This window comes from Micrococcus sp. iso_229, from assembly GCF_058072725.1.
The window spans coordinates 132300-154865 of record NZ_CM176514.1; the positions used below are offsets into that span (position 1 = coordinate 132300).

The 22566-nt window shown below is 73.3% G+C and carries 22 protein-coding genes and 3 tRNA genes; 14 read left to right on the forward strand and 11 right to left on the reverse strand.

The genetic code is table 11. The features are described 5' to 3' along the window. Position 1 precedes the first annotated feature (1 nt). The 6 genes from AC3RKA_RS00650 (at position 2) to AC3RKA_RS00675 (ending at position 6225) form a co-directional block, all read left to right on the forward strand. Positions 2-1756 (forward strand): dipeptide ABC transporter ATP-binding protein, encoded by a 1755-nt coding sequence (locus tag AC3RKA_RS00650; protein WP_256835928.1) that lies wholly within the window; start codon positions 2-4, stop codon positions 1754-1756. 102 nt (positions 1757-1858) lie between these two features. Then, the gene (locus AC3RKA_RS00655) at positions 1859-3199 is read left to right on the forward strand and encodes an Nramp family divalent metal transporter (protein ID WP_065572811.1); all 1341 of its coding nucleotides are present in this window, start codon (positions 1859-1861) and stop codon (positions 3197-3199) included. 31 nt (positions 3200-3230) lie between these two features. Further along, entirely contained in the window at positions 3231-3608 is a 378-nt protein-coding gene (locus tag AC3RKA_RS00660) for a thiamine-binding protein (RefSeq protein ID WP_049158136.1), read from the forward strand. Positions 3609-3700: 92 nt separating this feature from the next. Then, the gene (locus tag AC3RKA_RS00665; RefSeq protein ID WP_049158135.1) at positions 3701-4264 is read left to right on the forward strand and encodes a GNAT family N-acetyltransferase; all 564 of its coding nucleotides are present in this window, start codon (positions 3701-3703) and stop codon (positions 4262-4264) included. Continuing rightward, positions 4261-5190 (forward strand): spermidine synthase, encoded by a 930-nt coding sequence (locus AC3RKA_RS00670; RefSeq protein WP_489727325.1) that lies wholly within the window; start codon positions 4261-4263, stop codon positions 5188-5190. Before AC3RKA_RS00665 ends, AC3RKA_RS00670 begins: the two co-directional genes overlap by 4 nt. A gap of 60 nt (positions 5191-5250) precedes the next feature. After that, positions 5251-6225, forward strand: a complete 975-nt coding sequence (locus AC3RKA_RS00675) for a universal stress protein (RefSeq protein WP_049158133.1) — start codon at positions 5251-5253, stop codon at positions 6223-6225. A 7-nt stretch (positions 6226-6232) separates the two neighbouring features. Here AC3RKA_RS00675 and AC3RKA_RS00680 read toward each other — a convergent pair whose 3' ends face one another. Beyond that, the gene (locus AC3RKA_RS00680) at positions 6233-6628 is read right to left on the reverse strand and encodes a metallopeptidase family protein (RefSeq protein ID WP_002856128.1); all 396 of its coding nucleotides are present in this window, start codon (positions 6626-6628) and stop codon (positions 6233-6235) included. Positions 6629-6753: 125 nt separating this feature from the next. On the opposite strand from AC3RKA_RS00680, the gene AC3RKA_RS00685 reads away from it, so the two are divergent. From AC3RKA_RS00685 to AC3RKA_RS00700, 4 genes are all read left to right on the forward strand, one after another. Then, positions 6754-6826, forward strand: a tRNA-Glu gene (locus AC3RKA_RS00685). Between the two features lie 116 nt (positions 6827-6942). Continuing rightward, positions 6943-7016: transfer RNA gene (locus AC3RKA_RS00690), tRNA-Asp, on the forward strand. Positions 7017-7088: 72 nt separating this feature from the next. Beyond that, positions 7089-7164: transfer RNA gene (locus AC3RKA_RS00695), tRNA-Phe, on the forward strand. A 92-nt stretch (positions 7165-7256) separates the two neighbouring features. Beyond that, positions 7257-7871 carry a cysteine hydrolase family protein gene (locus tag AC3RKA_RS00700; RefSeq protein ID WP_489727326.1) on the forward strand — a complete coding sequence of 205 codons (615 nt, stop codon included), beginning with the start codon at positions 7257-7259 and terminating at the stop codon, positions 7869-7871. A 7-nt stretch (positions 7872-7878) separates the two neighbouring features. On the opposite strand, the gene AC3RKA_RS00705 is transcribed toward AC3RKA_RS00700, so the two are convergent. Then, positions 7879-8145, reverse strand: coding sequence for a hypothetical protein (locus AC3RKA_RS00705; RefSeq protein WP_002856131.1), 267 nt, complete (start codon positions 8143-8145; stop codon positions 7879-7881). 202 nt (positions 8146-8347) lie between these two features. Here AC3RKA_RS00705 and AC3RKA_RS00710 point away from each other — a divergent pair, with 202 nt between their 5' ends. Then, positions 8348-10207: a BCCT family transporter gene (locus tag AC3RKA_RS00710; protein ID WP_227448983.1), complete on the forward strand. Its 1860-nt coding sequence runs from the start codon at positions 8348-8350 to the stop codon at positions 10205-10207. An 82-nt stretch (positions 10208-10289) separates the two neighbouring features. On the opposite strand, the gene AC3RKA_RS00715 is transcribed toward AC3RKA_RS00710, so the two are convergent. From AC3RKA_RS00715 to AC3RKA_RS00740, 6 genes are all read right to left on the reverse strand, one after another. Continuing rightward, positions 10290-11756, reverse strand: coding sequence for an amino acid permease (locus AC3RKA_RS00715; protein WP_489727327.1), 1467 nt, complete (start codon positions 11754-11756; stop codon positions 10290-10292). 207 nt (positions 11757-11963) lie between these two features. Continuing rightward, the gene (locus AC3RKA_RS00720; RefSeq protein ID WP_002856140.1) at positions 11964-13787 is read right to left on the reverse strand and encodes a glycoside hydrolase family 13 protein; all 1824 of its coding nucleotides are present in this window, start codon (positions 13785-13787) and stop codon (positions 11964-11966) included. A 105-nt stretch (positions 13788-13892) separates the two neighbouring features. Further along, positions 13893-14795, reverse strand: coding sequence for a DUF8083 family protein (locus AC3RKA_RS00725; RefSeq protein WP_489727328.1), 903 nt, complete (start codon positions 14793-14795; stop codon positions 13893-13895). 18 nt (positions 14796-14813) lie between these two features. Next, positions 14814-15641, reverse strand: a complete 828-nt coding sequence (locus AC3RKA_RS00730; RefSeq protein ID WP_227448986.1) for an exodeoxyribonuclease III — start codon at positions 15639-15641, stop codon at positions 14814-14816. 44 nt (positions 15642-15685) lie between these two features. Then, the gene (nadE, locus tag AC3RKA_RS00735) at positions 15686-16594 is read right to left on the reverse strand and encodes an NAD(+) synthase (RefSeq protein ID WP_410992177.1); all 909 of its coding nucleotides are present in this window, start codon (positions 16592-16594) and stop codon (positions 15686-15688) included. 58 nt (positions 16595-16652) lie between these two features. Then, positions 16653-17099 (reverse strand): MarR family winged helix-turn-helix transcriptional regulator, encoded by a 447-nt coding sequence (locus AC3RKA_RS00740; RefSeq protein ID WP_002856148.1) that lies wholly within the window; start codon positions 17097-17099, stop codon positions 16653-16655. A gap of 58 nt (positions 17100-17157) precedes the next feature. Between AC3RKA_RS00740 and pyrE the strand changes: the two genes are divergently transcribed. Further along, on the forward strand, positions 17158-17754 hold the full coding sequence (pyrE, locus tag AC3RKA_RS00745; protein WP_002856150.1) for an orotate phosphoribosyltransferase: 597 nt from the start codon (positions 17158-17160) through the stop codon (positions 17752-17754). A 28-nt stretch (positions 17755-17782) separates the two neighbouring features. On the opposite strand, the gene AC3RKA_RS00750 is transcribed toward pyrE, so the two are convergent. Beyond that, positions 17783-18868, reverse strand: a complete 1086-nt coding sequence (locus tag AC3RKA_RS00750) for a magnesium and cobalt transport protein CorA (RefSeq protein ID WP_036334642.1) — start codon at positions 18866-18868, stop codon at positions 17783-17785. A gap of 69 nt (positions 18869-18937) precedes the next feature. On the opposite strand from AC3RKA_RS00750, the gene AC3RKA_RS00755 reads away from it, so the two are divergent. Continuing rightward, positions 18938-19306 (forward strand): hypothetical protein, encoded by a 369-nt coding sequence (locus AC3RKA_RS00755; protein ID WP_036334633.1) that lies wholly within the window; start codon positions 18938-18940, stop codon positions 19304-19306. Continuing rightward, positions 19270-19995, forward strand: a complete 726-nt coding sequence (locus AC3RKA_RS00760; RefSeq protein ID WP_036334645.1) for a TrmH family RNA methyltransferase — start codon at positions 19270-19272, stop codon at positions 19993-19995. Before AC3RKA_RS00755 ends, AC3RKA_RS00760 begins: the two co-directional genes overlap by 37 nt. 131 nt (positions 19996-20126) lie before the next feature. Here the strand turns inward: AC3RKA_RS00760 and AC3RKA_RS00765 are convergent, their stop codons facing one another. Both AC3RKA_RS00765 and AC3RKA_RS00770 read right to left on the reverse strand, forming a co-directional pair. Then, a complete protein-coding gene (locus tag AC3RKA_RS00765) occupies positions 20127-21023 on the reverse strand; it encodes an SMP-30/gluconolactonase/LRE family protein (protein WP_049158128.1) in 897 nt (298 codons plus the stop codon). 51 nt (positions 21024-21074) lie between these two features. Continuing rightward, positions 21075-22430 (reverse strand): lipase family protein, encoded by a 1356-nt coding sequence (locus AC3RKA_RS00770; RefSeq protein WP_489727329.1) that lies wholly within the window; start codon positions 22428-22430, stop codon positions 21075-21077. Positions 22431-22566: the final 136 nt, after the last annotated feature.

The following is a 22566-nucleotide window of genomic DNA, read 5'->3' on the forward strand; positions in this document are numbered from 1 at the left end:
CATGGACCCCAAGCACGACGACGGCGCGCCCGGCCCCGGCGCGGCGCCCGCGGTCCCCGCGGCCGGCGCCCCGCTGCTGGAGATCCGCGACCTGGACGTGGAGTTCACCACCCAGCAGGGCACCGTGCAGGCCGTGGAGGGCGCGTCCCTCACGCTCCCGGCCGGGGGCACGCTGGCGATCGTGGGCGAGTCCGGCTCGGGCAAGTCCACCACCGCGATGGCCGCGATCGGCCTGCTGCCCGGCAACGGCCGGGTCACGGCAGGCTCCGTCCGCTTCGCGGGCGAGGAGCTCGTGGGCCTGCCCGAGTCGCGGATGCGCGGCATCCGCGGCCGCCGGATCGGGCTGGTGCCGCAGGACCCGATGTCCAACCTCAACCCCGTGACCCGGGTGGGGCAGCAGATCGGGGAGACCCTGCTGACCCACGGCATGGCGACGAAGAAGGACGTGGGGGCCGCCGTCGTCGAGGTGATGGAGCGCGCCGGCATCCCCGAGCCGGCGCGGCGGGCCAAGCAGTACCCGCACGAGCTCTCGGGCGGCCTGCGTCAGCGCGTGCTGATCGCCATCGGCCTGGCGTGCCGGCCGCAGCTGCTGATCGCGGACGAGCCGACCTCCGCCCTGGACGTGACGGTGCAGCAGGTGATCCTGGACCAGATCGACGAGATGACCCGCGAGCTCGGCAGCTCCGTGCTGCTGATCACCCATGACCTCGGCCTCGCCGCCGAGCGGGCGCAGCAGCTCGTGGTGATGCACCGCGGACGCGTGGTGGAGTCCGGCGACGCGCGGGCCATCCTCGAGGACCCGCAGCACGCCTACACGCGCTCGCTCGTGGCGGCCGCGCCGTCGGTGGCGGCGGCCCGCCTGCTGCCCGAGGCCTTCGATCCCGCCCCGGCCGACCTGGCCGAGGACGACACCGCGGCTCTGACCACGGTGGCCCTGGCGAAGCAGGACCTCACCCCGCTGGTGGAGATCCGCGACCTCACGAAGGTCTACCCCGTGCGCGGGCACGAGGACTTCACCGCCGCGAAGGACGTCTCCCTGAAGATCCCGCGCGGCAAGACCGTCTCGATTGTCGGCGAGTCCGGCTCCGGCAAGACGACGACGGCGCGCATGCTGCTCAAGCTGATCGAGCCGACCTCGGGCGAGATCAGCTTCGAGGGCAAGGACGTGCTGGCGCTGAAGGGGGAGGGGCTCAAGGACTTCCGGCAGCGTGTGCAGGCCGTGTTCCAGGACCCCTTCTCCTCGCTCAACCCCTCGTTCACGGTGGGCCGGATCATCGAGGAGCCGCTGCAGACGTACCGGCGGGGCAACGCCAGGCAGCGGCGGGCGCGCGTGCTCGAGCTCATGGACCAGGTCGCCCTGCCCTCCCACTTCCACCGCCGGTACCCGGCCGAACTCTCGGGCGGACAGCGCCAGCGCGTGGCGATCGCCCGCGCGCTCGCGCTGAACCCCGAGCTGATCGTGTGCGACGAGCCGGTCTCCGCGCTGGACGTGCTCGTGCAGGACCAGATCCTCACGCTGCTGCGCCGCCTGCAGGACGAGCTGGGGCTGAGCTACCTGTTCATCTCGCACGACCTGGCGGTGGTGCGGCTCATCTCCGACTACGTGTGCGTCATGAAGGACGGCCAGGTGGTGGAGGCGGCCAGCTCCGAGGAGGTCTTCACCAACCCCCGGCACCCGTACACGCGGCGGCTGCTCGCCTCGATCCCGGGCAACGAGCTGGGGATCGCGGTGGAGGCGGACGGGACGCACGTGTGAAGCACCGCGGAAGGATGTGAGCGGCGTCGCTTCCATGCGTGATACTTATTGCACCACTCGCATCACTCGCATCACTCGCATCCCCGATCGCAGGAGCATCCCATGGCCCACGCCGTCGACCCCGGGCGCCCCGTGCACAACCCGGACATCGTCGGGTTCACCGACGCCGAACTGAACGAGACGCCGATCCGCCCGCGCTGGAACTCCCTCGGCCCGGGCATCGTCGCCGCGGCCACGGGCGTGGGCGCGGCGGACCTGGTGGCCACCCTGACCGCCGGCTCCCGCTACGGCTACATGCTGCTGTGGGCCGTGGTGCTGGGCGTGATCTTCAAGATCGTGCTCGTGGAGGGCGTGGGCCGCTACTACCTCTCCACCGGCAAGACGATCTTCCAGGGCTGGCGCACCCTCGGGGCCTGGACGTCCTGGTACTTCGGCCCGTACATCCTCATCTGGGGCATCGTGTACGGGGCGACGGCGATGTCCTCCACCGCCCTGCCGCTCGCGGCGCTGTTCCCCGGGGTGGACAGCAAGGTGTTCGCGATCGCCGCGGGCCTGATCGGCCTGGGGCTGGTCTGGCTGGACAGGTACCGCCTCATCGAGTGGCTCATGACGGTGCTGATCGGCGTCATGTTCGTGACCGTGCTGCTCTCCGCGGCCCTGACAGCCCCGAACCTGGGCGCGATCCTGGCCGGTCTCGTGCCGCAGCTGCCCTCCGGCGACCCGGACGTCATGTTCTACGTGCTCGGCCTCGCCGGCGGCGTCGGCGGCACCATCACGCTCGCCGCCTACGGCTACTGGCTGCGCGAGAAGGGCTGGAACGTCCCGAAGTACCTGAAGGTCATGCGGTTCGACAACGCGACCTCGTACATCCTCACGGGCATCTTCGTGATCGCCACCATGATCATGGGCGTCGAGCTGCTGCACTCGGCGGGGTTGGCGATCTCCTCGGGTGACAAGGGCCTGCTCGACGTCGGCGACGTGCTGGCCGAGCGCTACGGCTCGGCGTGGTCCACGGTGTTCCTCGTCGGATTCTTCGCCGCGTCCTTCTCCTCCCTGCTGGGCGTGTGGCACGGCGTCTCGCTGATGTTCGCGGACTTCTGGACGAACTTCCGCCGGCCCGCCGAGGAGCTGGACCAGGACGACGCGCCGTCGCTGTCCTCGAAGCCCGGCCGCTTCTTCCTGCTGTGGCTGACCCTGCCGCCCATGGCGCTGCTGTTCCTGGACCGGCCGATCTTCCTGATCCTGCTCTACGGCACGCTCGGCGCCCTGTTCATGCCGTTCCTGGCCGTGACCCTGCTGTTCCTCAACAACACGAAGGACGTGCCGCGGCAGTTCCGCAACGGCTGGGTCCGCAACACCCTGCTGGGCCTGACCGCGGCCGTGTTCGTGGCGATCGGCGTGAACGAGCTGCTCAAGGCCCTGCAGCCGGTGCTCGGGGGGTGAGCCGGCGGCGGGAGCGAGGCACACTGGTGCCATGATCGTCGCCTTCTCCGTCGCCCCCTCCGGCCAGCCCGCCGACGCCGAGCACCTGCCCGGTGACGCGGACACCGCGTCCGTGCACCGGGCGGTCGCGGCCGCCGTCGCCGTGGTGCGCGCCTCCGGCCTGCCGCACCGCACCTCCTCGATGTTCACCGAGATCGAGGGGGACTGGGACGAGGTGATGGAGGTCGTGCGTGCCGCCGTGGACGCCGTGTCCCCGTACGGCTCCCGCGTCTCGCTCGTGCTGAAGGCGGACATCCGCCCCGGCCACACCGGCGAGCTGGACGGCAAGCTCGAGCGCCTCGAGTCGGCCCTCGCCGAGGATGAGGAACGGCGCGCCGCCCCGGCCCCGCGCGACGGCGACGCCGGGTGACCCCCGGACGCTTTCGTTCGAGAAACGGCGGCGTGTCGAGACGCTTTCGTTCGAGAAATGGTCGCCGCGCCGGCGGCCCAGAGGAGCAGTCCGTGCCTGAGTCCGTGACCGTGCGCCCCGCCGCCCCCGGGGACGTCGAGGCGCTGCTGCGCGTCAAGGCGCGGTCGTGGCGGGAGGCCTACGGCGCGCTCCTGCCGTCCGCGTACCTGGACGCGGTCGAGGCCCGGATCCCGGAGGACGTGCCCGCGTGGACCGCGCTGATCGGATCGGACCGGGACCTCTGGGTCGCCGACGACGGCGGCCGGCTGCTCGGCGTGGCGCTCGCGGGCCCGCGTCGCTCGGCGGCGGAGACGGGCCGGACGGGTGCGGACGACGCGGCCGCATCGCCCGCCGACCTGCCCGAGGTGGAGCTCATGGTGCTCTACGTCCTGGCCGAGGCGTACGGGACCGGCCTGGGAGCGCGCCTGCTGGACGCCGTCGTCGGGGACCGCCCCGCGATGCTGCGCGTCCTCGCCGAGAATCCGCGGGCCGTGGCGTTCTACGCCAAGCACGGGTTCGCGGCCGTGGGGGCGCCGGAGCCGATGACCGGCCCGTGGGCCGGCCTGCACGAACAGCTGATGGTGCGCCGTCTCCCGCACGACGGCGGTGCGGCGTGAGCCGCCGGTCGTCGGCGCGCCGGGGCCGGGTCGCGGGAGGATCCGCCGGCCCCGCTGGGATCGAGCCGGGCGTCCACGCGATCACCCACGGCACCGCCGAGATCCGTGAGGACGCCTTCGAGCCGGGCGCGTTCATCCTCTACGTCAACGGCGTCGAGTCCTCCCCGCTGGACCCCGAGCGCCCCGAGCGCATGGCCTTCGAGTACATGCGCTGGGCTGCCGCGGCCGTCCGGGCGCACTGGCCGGAGCCCACGCCGCTGCGGGCCCTGCACCTGGGCGGCGCGGGCTGCGCGCTCGCCCGCTGGGTGGACCACGCGTACCCGGGCTCCCACCAGACCGCGGTGGAGATCGACGCCGGCCTGGCCGCCCTCGCCCGCGAGCGCTTCGGCCTGCCCCGCGCCCCGGCCCTGCGCATCCGCGTGGCCGACGCCGCCGAGGTCCTGGCCACGGCCCACCCGGCCAGCCGCGACCTGATCATCCGCGACGTCTTCGCCCCGGACCCCACGGACCTGACCGGCGCCCGCCACATCACCCCGCCGGGCCTCACCGGCCTGGACGCGGCCCGCGCCGCCGCGCGGGTCCTCGCCCCGGGCGGGCTGTACGTGCTCAACGTGGGCGGCGGGCCGGACCTGACGTCGGTGCGGGCGGACGTGGCCGCCGTCGTCGCCGCGTTCGAGCACGTCGAGGTGATCGCGGATCCGCCCATGCTCAAGGGGCGGCGCCGCGGCAACGTCATCGTGGCGGCCTCGAACGCCCCCGTGGCCCGCCCCACCGCGGATGCCCCACCCGGCGCCGACCCCCGCGACCGCCTGGCCCGCGCCCTGCGCATGGACGCCTTCCCGGCCCGGCTCGCGGAGGATCCACGCGGCTTCCCCGCGGGCGTCGCGCCCGGGATCACGGGACTCGTCCCGGGCCCCGAGGCGTAGACTGGAGGCACTCGGCCGGGTCCGCCCGGGGCCCGTCGAGTCCGACTCGAGGAGGTCGCCATGTCCGCCCAGACCCAGCCCGCCGCCCCCCGCCGTGAGGACGCACCGCTCGGCGTCCTGGTGGGTGTGGACGGCTCCGACCAGTCCGTCTCCGCCGCCCGCTGGGCCCAGCGCGAGGCCGGCCTGCGCGGCGAGCCGCTGACCCTCGTCACCGCCTACTCGATCCCCGCGTACTGGGGCTACGGCGCGGACGCCGGCGGCGCCGTCCTGGACGACTCCCGCCTCCGCGAGGGCGTGCAGGCCCTCCTGGAGGAGGTCGCCGGCAAGCTCGACGCCGATGGGGTGCGTCCGGAGCTGCGCGTGGAGATCGGCGACGCGGCCGGCGTCCTCGTGGAGCTCTCCGCCGACGCCTCCCTGCTCGTCTCGGGCGCGCGCGGCCGCGGCGGCTTCATGGGTCGCCTGCTCGGCTCGGTGGCCGCCGCGCTGCCCGGCCACGCGCACTGCCCGGTGGCCCTCATCCCCGCCGGGGTCGAGGCCAGCCGCGCGGGGGACAGGACCGCCGTCGTGGTGGGCGTCGACGGTTCCGAGCAGGGCCGTGCCGCCGCTCTCGAGGCCGCCGAGGAGGCCCGCCTCCGCCAGGCCCCGCTGAAGCTCGTGTGCGCCGTCCCGCCCCTGGGCGCGAACGCCGCGTGGCTGGCCGTCAGCCTGGACGAGGAGGCCCGCGAGCGGGAGCTGCGCGAGCGTCTCGACGCCGGCGCCGCGTGGATCAGCTCCGAGTTCCCCGGCCTCGAGGTCCTCACCGAGCTCGTGGACGGCACCCCCGTGGACGTGTTGGTGGACCAGACCGCCACCGCCCGCCTCACCGTGGTGGGCACGCGCGGCCTGGGCGGCTTCGCCGGTGCGATCGTCGGCTCCACCAGCCGCGGCGTCGCGGACCACGCCAAGGGCCCGGTGCTCGTCGTCCCGTTCCGCGAGGACGTCCGCCTCGGCCGCCGCGCCTCGTTCGGCCCGGTCCACGACCAGCCGGAGTCCTGACCGGCGCTCAGCCCCAGCCGAGCTCGTGGAGACGCTCCTCGGAGATGCCGAAGAAATGCCCCACCTCGTGCATGACGGTGACGGTGATCTCGTCCTCGAGCTCGGCGCGGGAGGTGCAGTGGCGGGTGAGCGGGCCGCGGAACACCACGATCCGGTCCGGCATCTGCCACGCGAACTCGGCGCGCTCGGTCAGCGGCACGCCCTCGTAGAGGCCGAACAGCTCGGTGGCCGGGTCCTCCCAGCGCTGCGGCTCGTACTCGTCCTCCACCACCACGACGACGTTCGTCAGCAGCCGTGCCAGCTCGTCCGGGATGCGGGTGAGGGCCGCGGAGACGGCGTCGTCGAACTCCTGCTCGCTCATCCACGTGGCGGCGGGCTGCTCGGGCGACGGACGGTGGTCCACGGCGGCTCCTGGGGGTGCGGGGCTCCGCGGTGCGGAGGGCGGCCGGCCGGCGGCCGGACTTGCCGGAGGGTGTGCGGCCACCATAGACTCCCAGGGTCCACCTCGGGAATCTCGACACCGGACCTGCCCCTATCGTCTAGAGGCCTAGGACACCGCCCTTTCACGGCGGCGACACGGGTTCGAATCCCGTTGGGGGTACGCAGAACGGCCGCCCTCGGCGGCCGGAACGGCACGTGGAGCGTGAATTTGCACGACGCTCGGAGGCTCTGCTAGAGTTTCCACTCGTTGCGAAAGCAGCGAGAACAACAGAACATGGCCCTGTAGCGCAGTTGGTTAGCGCGCCGCCCTGTCACGGCGGAGGTCGCGGGTTCAAGTCCCGTCAGGGTCGCTCGGATCGTCCGATCACCGGCATTCGGAAACGGAGTCCGGTGACGCATGGTCCTGGTGACGAAGGTCGCCGGGCTCTGTAGCTCAGTTGGTAGAGCGTACGACTGAAAATCGTAAGGTCACCGGATCGACGCCGGTCGGAGCCACCACTTCGAGAAGGCCCCCCACAGACGCGGGGGGCCTTCGTCGTCCGGGACGACGGGCCGCTGACAGGCGGCGACGCGGTGGGCACACTGGGTCGATGCCCGATTCCCACTCCCCCCGCGCGACCGGCGGCGAGACCGCGCTCGTGGTGATCGACGTCCAGCACAGCTACTTCGAGCATCCCGCGCTGGCCGCCCGTCAGGCCGAGCTGACGGCGGCGGTCGTGGAACTGCTCCGGGCCGCGCACGAGGCCGGCCGTCCCGTCTTCCTGGTGCGGACCGAGCACGCGCGGGACCGCTCCACGTGGACGTTGAACATGCTGGCCGACGGCGAGGGCTTCGCCTTCCCGGGCACCCGGCAGGCCGCTCTGCTCAACGGGGTCGCGGCGGCCGCCCCGGACGCCGTCGAGGTCGTGAAGACCCGGGACTCCGCCTTCCACGGCACCGGACTGGCGGCCGAGCTGCGGGGCCGCGGGGTTGATCGGCTCCTGCTGTGCGGTGTGTCCACCCACGGCTGCATCGCCGAGACCGCCACGGCCGCGTTCGCCCTCGACTTCCACGTCGCGATCGCGACGGACGCGATCGCCTCCGAAGAGCCGGCGCTGGCCGCGGCGATGCTCGACTACCTCCGCGCCGAGATGCGTCAGCCGCTCCTCGGGCAGGACGCGGCACTCACCCTCCTGCGCACCGGCCTCGTCCCCGACCGGGGCTGAGGGGCGTTCACAGGATCTCGACGTCGCCCTCGTCTGCACGCGTGCGGTCCTGGGCGTCCTCCTCGATGTGCATGGCGGCGGACTCCGCATTGCGCAGGGAGTCCGGGGCACGTCCCTCCCCGGCCCAGTGCTGCGGGTCGTCCGAGCCGCCGCGCACGGGCTGGCCGTCGCGGCCGTCCTCCGGCTCCGGGTCGCCGGCGGCGTTGGGATCGGCGAGCAGGTCCGTCTCGAGCTCTCGTTCGTCCTCGCGGTCCTCGAAGGGGACGTCGGTCATGGTGCGGGTCCTTCCTCTCACGGGCGGGCCCGTCCGGCGCCGCCGTCGTCGTGGTGTCCCACACCCTAGTGAGGCCGCCCACGCCTCACCAGGGGGCGCCTGCGCCGGGACCGTGGGCGCGGTCACCCCACCGGGTGAGACCGTCCACTCGGCCGCGTCTCAGGCAGGGAGGCGGCAGGCGGGACCACGTAGGGTCGGGAGGATGAGCGATTCGACACCGCCCTCGACCGAGCCCAGGAGTCCCGAGCGACCCGGGTACCATCCGTCCCCGGCGACCGACCCGGACGCCGGCGTCACCCCAGACACCTCCGCCGCGGCCGCCCGTGACCGCGTCCTGCTGCCGTGGGTGTTCTGGCCCTCGGCGGTCATCGTGCTCTCCTTCGTGGTGGCCACGCTACTCGCCCCCGAGCAGATGACCGTGGGCATCGGCCTGGTCCAGCAGGCCATCATCACGAACTTCTCGTGGTGGTACGCCCTCGTCGCCCTGTTCTTCGTGCTGTTCTGCGGCTACCTCGCGTTCTCCCGCAAGGGCGAGATCACGCTGGGCAAGCCCGATGAGAAGCCCGAGTTCACCACGCTGTCCTGGTTCTCCCTGCTCTTCGCGGCGGGCATGGGCATCGGCCTCGTGTTCTTCGGCATGACCGAGCCGCTCATGCACTTCACCTCGCCGCGGCCCGACCTGGCGGCCGCCAACCCCACCCAGGCAGAGGCCGCCCAGTCGGCGCTGGCCACCACGTTCCTGCACTGGGGCCTGCAGCCCTGGGCGATCTACGCGGTGGTCGGCGTAGCGGTCGCGCTGGCCATCCACCGGCGTGGCCGTCCCCTCGCGCTGCGCTGGGCCTTCGAGCCGCTGATCGGCGAGCGCCGCGTGCGCGGCGGCTGGGGCCACCTGATCGACAACATCGCCCTCATCGGCACCGTCTTCGGCGTGGCCACCTCGCTGGGCCTCGGCGTCACCCAGATGTCCGCGGGCCTGCGCGCGCTGGGCATCGTGCCCGAGGACAGCCCCTGGCTCGAGTACGCCATGATCGGCGCGGTCACCTGCGTGGTGCTCTACACCGTGGTCTCCGGCGTGGAGCGCGGCATGAAGTGGCTGTCCAACATCAACCTGATCCTGGCCGCCGGCCTGCTGCTGTTCATCGCGATCGTGGGGCCCACCGCGTTCCTGTTCAAGGAGATGGTGCAGTCCCTCGGCTCGTACATGCAGTACTTCTTCGCGAACTCGCTCAACGTCTCCGCGTTCTACGGCGCCGAGGGCGACGCGTGGCAGGCCGGCTGGAGCGCGTACTACTGGGGCTGGTGGATGTCCTGGACGCCGTTCGTCGGCATCTTCATCGCCCGCATCTCGCGCGGCCGCACCGTGCGCGAGTTCATCGCCGGCGTGCTGCTGGTGCCCACCCTGGTCTGCGTGGTCTGGTTCGGCATCCTGGGCGGCACCGCCGTCTTCCTCGAGACCACCCGCCCCGCCGGATACACCTCCGTGGTGGGCGCGGACGGCGCCATCGACTCCAACACCGCACTGTTCCAGGTGCTCGAGCAGCTGCCCGCGGGCACGATGCTCGTGGTCGGCGCCATCATCCTCTCGGGCATCTTCTTCATCACCTCCGCCGACTCGGGCTCGCTCGTGATGGGCATGCTCGCCACCGGCGGCGACGTGAACCCGAAGGCCACGGTGAAGATCTTCTTCGCCATCGCCACCTCGCTCATGGCCGCGGCCCTGCTGGCCGCCGGCGGCCTGTCCGCGATCCAGGTCCTGGCCATCACCATCGGCCTGCCGTTCTCCGTGATGATGCTGCTGATCTGCCTGGCCACGTTCCGCTCGCTCGGCTACTCCGTGGCGCGGGTGGAGGCGGTGCGCCGCCAGGCCATGCTGGCCTCCATCAAGGACCGCCTGGGCCTCGAGTCCGACGACGACGAGGTGGTCGACGCCGGCCCCGTGGCGGCCTCGCAGTGGTGGGCCTCGCTCAGCCGGGACCACCGGCAGCGGATCGCCGATGCGGCCGCCGGCGTCCCGGCCTCGGAGGGGCCTCGCCGCACCCGGCTGCGCCGCGACGAGCACTGACCTCCGGCCCCGGGCGCCCTCCCGGCCCCGACGAGAACGGCCCCTGTCCCGCGCGGGACAGGGGCCGTTCTCGTCCGGGGGGTCAGTCCTCGTGGGACTGGCGGGTGCGGACCACCGGCAGGGTGCCGGTGCGGTTGTGGGCCGCGGCCGACGCGCGGGTGCCCGTGACGAACCAGGCGAGGGTCAGGACGGCGACCCAGACGAGGCCGATGATGAGCGCCTGGCGCGAATCCGGGATGGTGGCCATGGTGATCACCACGGTGGCCACGAACGCCAGGCCCAGGTAGGTGCCGACGTCGCCCAGCGGCATGGGGAAGGGGGACGGCTCCGCGCCCTGCTCCGCGACGCGCCTGCGCATGGCGCGGTGGGACAGGAAGATCATGGCCCAGGTCAGCACCACGGCGAACGAGGCGACGCCGGCCACCAGGCTGAAGGCGTTCGGGTCCACGGTGATCAGCACCGCGCCGAGCACCATCACGCCCAGCATCACGGCCACGGACAGCCACGGCACGCCGCCGCGGTTGGTGTGGGTGAAGGCCCGGGGTGCCTGGCCGTCGTGGGCCATCGAGTAGAGCAGGCGACCGGACGCGTAGATGCAGGCGTTGATCGCGGAGACGGCGGCCGTGAGCACCACGAAGTTCAGCAGGTGCGGGGCGAAGGGGACGCCGAGGCCCTCGAAGATCTGCACGAACGGGCTGGCCTTGCCGTCCACCTGGTTCCAGGGGACGAGGGCCATGATGACCGCCATCGTCAGCACGTAGAACAACAGGATGCGGATCGGCACCGTGTTGATGGCCTTGGGCAGCACCTTCTCCGGGTTCTTGGCCTCGCCCGCGGCCACGCCGAGGGTCTCGATGCCGCCGAAGGAGAAGGTCACGATGGTGAGCGCGGTCAGCACGCCCAGGATGCCGTGCGGCAGGAATCCGCCGTGGTCCACGAGGTTCGCCAGGCTGGCCTGGGTGCCGTCCGCGGTGGAGGCGCCGGTGAAGAGCAGGATCACACCGCCGAAGATCATCGCCACGATGGCCCCGACCTTCACGAGCGTCAGCCAGAACTCGGCCTCACCGAAGTTGCCGACGTGCGTGAAGTTGATCAGGCCGACCACGAGGATCGTGGCCGCGACCCAGGCCCAGGCCGGGACCCCCGGGAACCAGAACGCCATGTACGTGGTGATGGCGGCGGTGTCCGCGACGATCACGACGGCCAGCTCGAAGACGAAGGTCCAGCCGGTCACGTAGCCGGCGAAGGGGCCCAGATAACGGGAGGCGTAGGCGGCGAAGGACCCGGAGACGGGCTCACGGAGCGTCATCTCCCCGAGGGCGCGCATCACGAGGAACACGGCGGCGCCGGCGACGAGGAAGGACAGGATCACGCCCGGCCCGGCGGCCTGGATGCCGCCGGCCGAGCCGTAGAAGAGGCCGGTGCCCACCGCCGTGCCCAGGGCGATGAACATGATGTGCCGCTGGCTCAGGCCGCGGTGCAGCTGCCCGCGATCCGCGGTGGCCGCGCCGGGCTCGGCGACGCGGGAGCCGGAGGGGGAGGTGCTCACGTGAAGTCTCCGCTCGAAGGGGGGTGGATCAGGACACGCCATGGTGACTCGTGACACAGGGTTCATGCCACTTTGTCCGGTGTGATGCGAGTCATCGTGGACGTTACGCCGCGTTCGTCCGGCCTGGCCGGATGATGTGACCTCAGCCACCGCCGATTCCCCGCGGAAGGTCTGTGGCGCCCCGGCGGGTCCCGGGGCGCGTCCGGCTCAGTCCATGAGCAGCCACGCGGCGGCATCGTGCGCGAGCCGCCCGTCCTGCACGGCCTCCGCCTCCTCGAGGGAGAACAGGGCCCGGGAATGGCCCGCGGGCAGATCGACGGGATCGGTCGACAGGTTCGCCATCACGAGCACGGTGCGCGCCGGGATCGGCTCGCCCGAGCCCAGGTGCCGGCCACCGCCCGAGGTGACCGTGAACGCCAGCACGCCGCGTGCGGGGTCGTGGTGCTCGGACCACGCGAACGTGCCCGTGCCCAGGTCGAGCTCGCCGCGGATCTGCAGCAGACGCCGGTACAGCTCGAACACGGAGCCCTCGACGCCGACCTGCCGGTCCGCCGCCAGCGCCCGGAAGGACGCGGGCTGGGGCAGCCACGGTGCGGCGACGCCCTCGGCGGCGGGCGCGGGGCCGTCGTCGTCCGCGGGGGTCGAGAAGCCGTAGGACGGCTCGTCCGCGGCCCACGGCAGCGGGATGCGGCTGCCGTCGCGGCCGGGCTCCTTGCCGTCCGTGCGGAAGAAGTACGGGTCCTGGCGGTGCTCGGCGGCCAGGGTGGTGTGCTCGGGCAGGCCCAGCTCGTCGCCCTGGTAGATGTACGCGGAGCCGGGCAGGCCCAGCTCCACCATCGCGGCCGCGCGGGCCCGACGGCGACCGACCGCCTCGTCCGGCTGCTCGTCCTCGGCCGTGATGCCGGCGGGGTAGGAGCTCGGGTCCGCGAGGCCGTAGCGGGAGGCGTGGCGCACCGTGTCGTGGTTCGAGAGCACCCAGGTGTTCGGTGCGCCGACCCGTCCGGCCTGCTCGAAGGACCGGTCGATCGCGTGGGTCAGCGAGGCGGCGTCCCAGCCGGCCATGAGGTAGGTGAAGTTGAAGGTCTGGTGCATCTCGCCGGGGCGGACGTACCGGAACATGCGCGAGAGCGGGGCCACCCACGCCTCGGCCACCATCATCGGCTCGTGGTCGTAGGAGTCCAGGACCCGCCGCCAGTCCCGGTAGACCTCGTGGACGCGGTCCTGGTCCATGAACGGGGTGAGCGGCTCGAAGGTGTCCGGGTCGAACGTGGGGTCGGCGTCCTCGCCCGCGTCCGTGACCATGCCCATGCGGGAGTGCTCGGTGTCCGGGTAGCCGGGCTGCTTGATGAGCCCGTGGGCCACGTCCACCCGGAAGCCGTCCACGCCGCGGTCCAGCCAGAACCGCAGGATGGAGCGGAACTCCTCGCGCACCTCCTCGTTCTCCCAGTTCAGGTCCGGCTGCGTGGTGTCGAACAGGTGCAGGTACCACTGGCCCGGGGTGCCGTCCGCCTCGGTCACGCGGGTCCAGGCCCCGCCGCCGAACGTGGACTCCCAGTTGTTGGGGGGCAGCTCGCCGTGCTCGCCGCGGCCCTCGGCGAAGTGGTAGCGGGCGCGCTCGGGGGAGCCGGGGCCGGCGGCCAGGGCGGCCTGGAACCACGCGTGCTCGGACGAGGTGTGGTTCGGCACGAGGTCCACGACCACGCGGATGCCGGCCTCGTGCGCGGCGGCGATCATCTCGTCCGCGTCCGCGAGCGTGCCGAACCGCGGGTCCACGGCGCGGTAGTCCGCGACGTCGTAGCCGGCGTCGTGCTGCGGGGAGAGGTAGAAGGGCGAGAGCCAGATCGCGTCCACGCCGAGCTGGGCCAGGTAGTCGAGGCGCGAGGTGACGCCGCGCAGGTCGCCCATGCCGTCCCCGTCCGCGTCCGCGAAGGAGCGCGGATACACCTGGTAGATCACGGCGTCCACCCACCATGGCGTGACGGGCCGGTTCCGGGCTTCCGAGGGCGGGGTGCTCAGGTGCTGCGTGGTCATGGGATCCACCCTAGGCCCGACGCCGGAGTGCGCGCCCCGCGTGAGCGGCGTCGGCGGCGTGGTGTGCGTCTCGGGCGCCCGGCGCGGTCGGACGCAACGGCCGGCTCAGGTCAGCCGGGCCAGCATCCCGACGGCGGCCCAGCGGCGGTTCAGCCGCTCCTGCGCGACGCCGGCGGTCGCCTCGTCACCCTCCTCGAGGGCGTCGATGAGCGTCCACAGGTCGAAGACGGAGTCGTCCGGCCACACGTGCCGCGTGAGGCCGCCGTAGTCCAGCTCGGCCCACGAGTCGGGGTGGAACGCGCCGAGCCACTCCACCATCACCGTGAGCTCACCGATCAGCTCCGCATCCGGGGCGTGCCGCGCGAGCACCGCCGCCGCGTGCCCGGCCCGCTCCCGGGCGGCCACGATCGGGGCGCGCCGGTACGCCGTGCGCTCCCCGTCCACGAGGCGCTGCACGGGCTCCTCGGGGTCGAACACCATGAGCCAGCCGTGCGGCACACCCCATGTGGCCGTGCGCGTCTGCACGCGGTGGTGGTCCGGCGCACCGTCCTCGTCCTGCGGGTCCTCGCCCGCCGCGTCCGGGTCGGGGGAGAGGCCCCACTCCTCCTCGAGCGCCACGAGGGCGCGGCCGCGGTTCATGGCCCGCGCCGCCGGCGGGATGGCGGCCTCGTGCAGCCGCGGCAGCATGGTCTCCTCGAGCATGGCCGCGGCCATCTCGGCGCGCAGGCCCCGCTCGTCCGGGCAGTAGAAGGCGGAGCGGTGCTCGTCCTGGAGGACCCGCACCAGGTCGTCCTCGCCGGGCTCCGGGAACGGGTCGGCCACGGGCCGGGCCAGGCGGCGCCGGGCCCGTTCGGCCGCCTCGGCCTCCACCTCGGCGCGCGTGCGGTGGCCGCCGGCGATCAGTCGCGCCTGGACCGCGTCCGGGAACGCGGCCAGCGGCTGGAAGACGCGCAGGTGCGCGGTGCCGCGCGCGACACCCGGGGGCGGGCCGTCGTCGTCGTGGGTCATCGCAGGTTCGTCCGTGGTTCAGCCCAGCTCGACGACCACGGGCGCGTGGTCCGAGGCGCCCTTGCCCTTGCGCTCCTCGCGGTCGATCCAGGCGTCCGTGACCGTCTGTGCGAGGGCGGGGGAGCACAACTGGAAGTCGATGCGCATGCCCTTCTTCTTGGGGAAGGCCAGACCCGTGTAGTCCCAGTACGTGTACACGCCGGGGCCGGGGTGGCGCGGGCGCACCACGTCCACCAGCCCGGCGTCTTCGAACGCGTGGAACGCCGCGCGCTCGGGCGGGGAGACGTGCGTGTAGCCCTCGCGCTGGAACAGCTCGATGTCCCACACGTCCTCGTCCTGCGGAGCGATGTTCCAGTCGCCGGCCAGGGCGAGCCGGGTGTCCGGGTCCTCGGCGAGGCGAGCGGCCGCGTGCTCCTGGAGCACGCGCAGCCACTCGAGCTTGTAGCCCATGTGCTCGTCCTCCAGGCCGCGCCCGTTGGGCACGTACAGGCTCCACAGGCGCACCGGGGCGACGCCGTCGGCAGTCTCGGCGCCCACGGTCGCCCCGATGGCGCGGGACTCCTCCTGCGGGTCCACACCGCCCTTGCCGAAGTGCGGCTGTCCGGGGAAGCCGCGCTGCACGTCGCTCAGGCCGACGCGGGAGGCGATGGCCACGCCGTTCCACTGCGAGGTGCCGTTGTGCACCACCTCGTAGCCGGCGCGCTCGAAGAGCTCCCAGGGGAAGTTCTCGTCCCGGCACTTGGTCTCCTGGATGGCCAGGACGTCGATGTCATGGCGCTCGAGGAAGGCCTCGACGCGGTCGGCGCGGGCACGGAGGGAGTTGACGTTCCAGGTGGCGATCTTCACCCGGCCAGGCTATCGAAGGGCGCGGACACCGTGGGATCGGCGCCTCAGCGCCACCAGTCGTCGTGGATCGTCACCGGCATGGTGCGCTTGTGGCGGCTGCGGAGCCAGATGCCCTCGAGCTTCTCCGCGACCTCGGTGGGGACGTCCTTGCCCTCGAGGTAGTCGTCGATGTCCTCGTACGTCATCCCGAGTTCGGCCTCGTCCGTCTGGCCCGGCGTGCCGTCCAGCAGGTCCGCGGTGGGCACCTTGTTCCACAGGGGCTCGGGGGCGCCGAGCTCGCGGCCCAGCGCCCGCACCTGCCGCTTGTTCAGGCCGGCCAGCGGCAGGACGTCCGCGCCGCCGTCGCCGAACTTCGTGTAGAACCCGGTGACAGCCTCGGCCGCGTGGTCCGTGCCGATCACCAGCTGCCCGTGGGCGCCGGCCACCGCGTACTGGGCCGTCATGCGGATGCGGGCCTTCACGTTGCCCTGGTTGTAGTCCGAGATCGGCTCCCCCACGGCCTCGGCGAAGGCGGCGGCCAGACCCTGCACGGGCTCCGCGATGTTCAGGGTGACGTCCTGATCCGCGCCCACGAAGTCCATGGCCGCCCGGGCATCCGCCTCGTCGTGCTGCACCTTGTAGGGCAGGCGCACGGCGGTGAACCGGGGGTTCTCGCGGGAGGGCACGACGTCGGCGCCCACCCCCGCCTCACCCGGCGGGGTGGTGCCGGGGCCGCCCAGGGCGACGGCGTCCGTGACGCCGAGCTGGGCGCGGCGACGCTCGACGGCGAGCTGGGCCAGCCGGCCGCCCACGGAGGAGTCCACGCCGCCGGAGATGCCCAGGACGAAGCCGGACGCACCCGTGGCCGCGAGGTAGTCGACGAGGAAGGCCACGCGCCGTTCGACTTCGGCCGCCGGGTCGATCTCGGGGAGGACGCCCTGCTGGGCGATGATCCGCTGCTGGAGTTCACGCATGCCGGTCAGCGTAGGACCGGCCCCGCGCACGGGGACAGGGGCGGTCGGCGACGGCGGCTCACGCGTCCGGGTGCCCCAGGTTGCGGGCGATGCGGCGCAGGACGCGGACGGCGTCGTCGATCTGGTCCCGCGGGACGTCCGCCGTCGCCTCGGCACGCAGGGCCTCGACCGCCTCGCCCACGCGGGCGCCCGCGGTGCGTCCCGTGGCGGTGAGGGTGTAGAGGTCGCCCTCGACCGTCACCCAGTGGGACTCGACCAGCTCCTCCATCTGACCGGGCACCGCGCCGCGCTGCTCCTCCTCGAAGCCGGCCTCGAGCTCGGCGCGGGACTGCGGGGCCACCGTGAGGGTGTTCAGCAGCTGCCACTGGGCGCGGGTGAGGCCGTGCTCCTCGAGGCTCTCGGCCACGCGCGCCGCGATCAGGCCCTCGGTGAGGGTGAGCCAGTGCGCCAGGGGCAGGCCGGAGGGGTGCTGGACGGGGGCGTCGTCGTGCGGGATCTCGCTCATGGCCCGAGCCTAGCCAGGCCGGGACGGAAGCGGCAGGGGTGGCCGGGCCCGCACTAGCATGGGCGGCATGACCGACGCGCAGACCCCCACCGTTCCCACGCCCGAGCAGGACCGCGAGCGGCTCAAGCAGCTCATCCAGGAGCTCGCCGTGGTGCACGGCCGGGTGACCCTGTCCTCCGGCAAGGAGGCGGACTACTACGTGGACCTGCGTCGTGTCACCCTGCACCACGAGGCCGCCCCGCTGATCGGCCGCGTGATGCTGCGCCTGCTCGAGGAGAACGGGATCGAGTTCGACGCGGTGGGCGGCCTGACCATGGGCGCCGACCCCGTGGCCACCGCGATGATGCATCAGGCCGGCGCCGCGGGCCGCGCGCTCGACGCGTTCGTGGTGCGCAAGGCGCAGAAGTCATACGGCATGGGCCGGCAGGTGGAGGGCCCGGGCGTGGACGGGCGCCGCGTCGTCGTGCTGGAGGACACCTCGACGACGGGCGGCTCCGCGCTGACCGCCGTCGAGGGCGTGCGCAACGCGGGCGGCGACGTCCAGGCCGTGGCCGTGATCGTGGACCGTGCGACCGGCGCCGCCGAGCGCGTGGCCGAGGAGGCGGACGTGCCGTACCTGTACGCGTTCGGCAAGGACGAGCTCGGCCTCGACTGAGCCTCGGACTGCCCCGCGCGCCGCCCGCCTAGAGCCAGTCCGCGCGCTTGAACAGCACGAACAGCGTGAGGGCCACCGCCAGCATGAGTCCCAGGGCGAACGGATAGCCGAACGCCCAGTGCAGCTCGGGCATGTCGTCGAAGTTCATGCCGTAGACCGAGCCCACCAGCTGCGGCGCGAAGATGATCGCCGCCCAGGACGAGATCTGCTTGACCTGCTCGTTCTGGGCGATCGACTGCTCGGACAGCCGCTTCGACGCCAGCGTCGAGTCCAGCTCGAGGGCGCTGTGGAGCATCTGGCGCATGGTCGTCACGCGCTCGTTGATCTGGACGGCGTGGTCGTGGACGTCACGCAGGCGGCGCAGGTTCTCCACCTCGAGGCGCGCCTGATCGCTGAGCTCCTCGTCCTCCCAGGCGTGGGCGTCGTCGCGCCGGGGCAGGCCGTCGGCGTCGAGGTGGCGGGTGTCCTCGTGCAGGCGGGTGCGCACCTCCTCCTGGAGCTGCTCCACGATGGACGGCAGCGCGCGGATGGCGTGCTGGAAGTTCAGCACCTCGCGGGAGAGCTGGTAGATGCGCCGGGAGACGTGCCCGTCGCCGGCGAAGACCTGGTCCTCGATCTCCTCGATGTCCTGTTCGAGGCCGTCGGCCACGGGGAAGTAGTCGTCCACGACCCGGTCCAGGATCTCCAGGGTGACCTGCCACGGCCCCATCGCGAGGCGCTCGCGGCCCTCCGTCTCCAGGGATCGACGCACGGCGGCCAGGTCCGGCTCCTCCGCGTGACGCACCGTCACCACGTAGTGCTCGCCGGTGAAGACGCCCAGCTCGCCGAACTCCACGGTCTCGGTGCGGTCGATGTAGCGGGCCGGGTGCAGGACCATGAACGAGTCCTCGCCGTAGCGGTCCAGCTTGGCGCGCTCGCCCCCGGCGAGGGCGTCCTCCACGGCGAGCGGGTGCAGGCGCAGCTCCTCCGCGACCGCTTGGAGCTCGGCCACGTCCGGGCGGTACAGGCCCAGCCAGGCCATGCCGCCGGTGCGCTCGCACTCCTCCCAGGTGTCCTCGAGGGTGGAGGGGGCGTGGACGCGCCGCCCGTCCACGTACACGGCGTTGTCGATCATGCTCACTCGGACATTCTCCCCGACGGTGGCCCCCGGCGTATTCCAGGATGCGCGCGCTACGGTGGCGCCATGAAGACTCCGCGCCATGCCCCGCCCGTCGTCCGTGACGGCAAGACCCTGCTCCCCGCCCACGCCGTCTCCACGGCCCCGGTCACCGCGTTCGGTCTGATCGGCGGCTACCTGACCGCCCGGGAGACCGGCATCCGCCCGCTCGGCGGCGTCGTGCTGGCCGCCGCCGGCCTGTACGCCGGCCGGACGTGGCTGGCCACGCGGGGGCCGGCCGTCGCCGGAGGCCTGGCCGCCCTGTACCTCGGCGGCTTCGGCGCCTCCCACCCGCTGGCCAAGAAGATCGGTGCGTGGCCGGCCGTGCTCTCCGTGGCCGCCGTGTCCGCCGGGGCCGCCTGGGCCGCCGTCGACCGGTCCGAGGCCGGCCGCTGAGCGAGCCCGCGCCGGCCGAGGACGGCGCCGCGCCCCGCGAGGTCGGTGTCGGGCCGTGGCTCGGCCCGTGGCCGGAGGACCCCCGCTACGACCCGGAGCTGCTCGCGCACGGCGACCGCCGCAACGTCCTCGACCGCTACCGCTATTGGCGCCTCGAGGCGATCGTCGCGGACCTCGACGCGCGGCGGCACCCGTTCCACGTGGCCATCGAGAACTGGCAGCACGACCTGAACATCGGCACCGTCGTGCGCACCGCCAACGCGTTCAACGCCGCCGGGGTGCACATCATCGGGCGGCGCCGCTGGAACCGGCGCGGCGCCATGGTCACCGACCGCTACCTGCACGTGCACCACCACGAGACGGTGGAAGCGTTCACGGAGTGGGCGGCGGGGGAGGGGCTGCCCGTGCTCGGGGTGGACCTGTTCCCCGAGTCGGTGCCGGTGGAGACCTTCGACTTCCCGCGCGCCTGCGTGCTCGTCTTCGGGCAGGAGGGGCCGGGGCTCTCGGCGGAGGTGCGCGCGGCGTCGAGCGCGGTGCTGTCCATCGCGCAGTACGGCTCCACCCGCTCGATCAACGCGGGCGTGGCCGCCGGCATCGCGATGCACGCGTGGATCCGGCAGCACGCGGCGTCCCCTGAGTCCGGCGCGAGCCAGACGATTCCAGGCGCGAGCCAGACGATTCCGCGCTGAAAGGAGCCTTTGGGCCGCAGATTCGTCTGGCTCGCGGCGCAGGACCGCGCCGACGACGCGGGACCGCGCCGACGACGCAGGACGACGCAGGACGACGCAGGACGACGCGCGGTATCGGGCGCGGAGCGCCGTCAGCCCGCGAAGGGACGGGCCGGCAGGCCCGTCACCCCCGGACGGACGGCGAACAGGGCCCCGGCCAGCGGGTCCTCGCCGCGCTCCAGGTTCTCCCAGGAGGTGGTGATGTAGAGGGTGCCGAGGTCGTCGCCGCCGAAGGTACAGGCCGTGGTCTTCTGCACGGGCACCTCGATCACCTCGTCGAGCGCCCCCTCGGGCGTGTACCGGTGGATCTGCCCGTGGCTGATCACGGCCACCCAGATCCCGCCCTCGGCGTCCACAGTGAGTCCGTCCGGCTTGCCCTCGCCGTCGAGAACGTCCACGAGCACGCGGCGGTTCGTCAGGCCCTCCTCGCGGGAGTAGTCGAACACGGCCACCTGCCGCGTGGGGGTGTCGTTGTAGTAGGCCCGTGTGCCGTCCGGGCTCCACTCGAGGCCGTTGGACGTCGTCGCGCCGGTCAGCACGACGTCCACCTCGCCGGCGCCGCCGTCGGGCCCGGGGGCGAGCCGGTAGAGGTTCGCGGCGCCGGGGGTCTTGGCGTACGCCATGGTGCCGCAGTGGAACCGGCCGTCCGGGTCGCAGCCGCCCTCGTTCATGCGGATCCCGGCGTCCGCGCCCCACAGCTCGGGCAGCGTCGTCAGCGCGCCCTCGGGCGAGATCAGGGCGAAGCCCCGCTCCACCGCGACGACGGCGCCGCCCCCCGCACGCGGGCGCAGCGCGGCGGCCACGTCGCCGACGTGCGTGCGGTCCACCGTGCCGTCGGCGCGCAGGGACAGGACGTCCCCGGCGAGCATGTCCACCCAGCGCAGGCCGCCGCCGGCGGTCACGCCCTCGGCGGCGCTGCCCCACGAGGCGGCCCAGACGGGGCCCTCGCCGTGGTAGGTGATGGGATCGGTGACCTGCTCGGCGCGCATGACTGCTCCTTCGGTGGGCGGGACGGTCCTGGCCCCGACGCTAGCCGAGGCTCAGAACCACCCGCACGAGTCGGCGGTCCAGCGGTCGGCGAGGGTCGCGTCCAGGAACGCCCCCATCCGCGGCAGCGCGGCCACGTGGCCGCCCACGTGGGTCGGGGTGAGGAGCGGGTCGAAGCGCACCCGCGCACCCTCCGCGCACCAGCGGCGGCCCAGGTCGCGGCCGGCGCGGTACGGGATGACGTCGTCCGTGACGGAGTGCGCGATCATCACCGGCACATCGGGACGGCGGCCCTGCGCGCCGATCCGCTGCTCGGCGAGGATCCCGGCCAGCTCGGCGTCGGAGCGGACGAGCTCAGGGAAGTCCTGCCCCGTGTGGGTCAGCGTGGCGGAGTCGAGGTGCGCGTAGGCGAGGCTGCCTGCCATGCAGGTCTCGGCCGCGCCGGTGAGGGCCGCCAGGCCGGTCTCGTTGAGGTGCGTGGCCGGGTCCACGTCGTACGCGGCGAGCTGCCCTGCCATCGCGTAGAGCAGGAAGGCCGCGTAGAGGCCGCCGTCGATCCGGCCCGCGACCTGCACGAGGTCGGCCGGCGGGGCGCCCGCGTAGGCGCCCTTGAGGTCCAGCTCCGGGGCGTAGTCGGGCGCGAGCTCGGCGGCGGCCGCGCTCGCCCCGCCGCCCTGCGAGTAGCCCGCGAGCGCGACCGGCGCGGTCGCGGTGACGCCCGACCCCGCCACCTGGGCGGCCGCGCGCACCGCGTCGAGGACGGCGTGTGCCTGGGCCTCCCGGACCATGTAGGTGTGCGTGCCCGGGGTGCCCAGGCCCTCGTAGTCGGTGACCACCACGGCGTGGCCGCGGCTCAGCAGGGACGTGATCCCCACGCCTTCGTACTGCGCGCCGGTGGAGAGGGTGCGGGACGGGGCGCAGCGGTCCGCCGCCCCCTGGGTCCCCACCGCGTAGCCGATCACGGGGCGCTCGCCGCCGCCCGTCCACGGGGCGGTGGGGGTCAGCACGGTGCCGGTCACGGCGATGGGTCGGCCCTGGGCGTCCTGCGAGGCGTACATGATGCGCGTGGCGTGCGCCGGCACCTGCACCAGCCGCACCGGGTCCAGGTAGAAGGCGGTGGGCTCGGTGCGGATCAGGGCGCCGGGGGTCGCGGGCACGGTGGCGGGCGGCAGGTAGAAGGGGTCGTCGGCCGAGGCGGCCGCCAGGGCGTCCCGGGCCGCGTTCCAGCGGGCGTCCTCGGCCGTCGTGGCCGGCTGCGAGAGGTCCTCGGCGGCGGAGCTCACCTCCGGCGCGTCGGGGGCCGGGGCGGACTCCTGGGCCAGGGCAGCGTGCGGCGCGCCGAACCCGGCGACGACGGCCACGGCGGCGGCCAGGGCGAGGGGGCGGGAGGGGCGGCGTGCGGGGGCCATGGTGGTCTCCGGTCTCTCGGATGCGATGTGACGCAGCTCACCCTAGGCCAGCGACGGGGCCGTGCCCAGGTCGGCGTCGCCGTCGGGCCCGGGGCCCTGGGGCGGGTCCGGCCGCGCGGATAGGATGAGCCCGAGG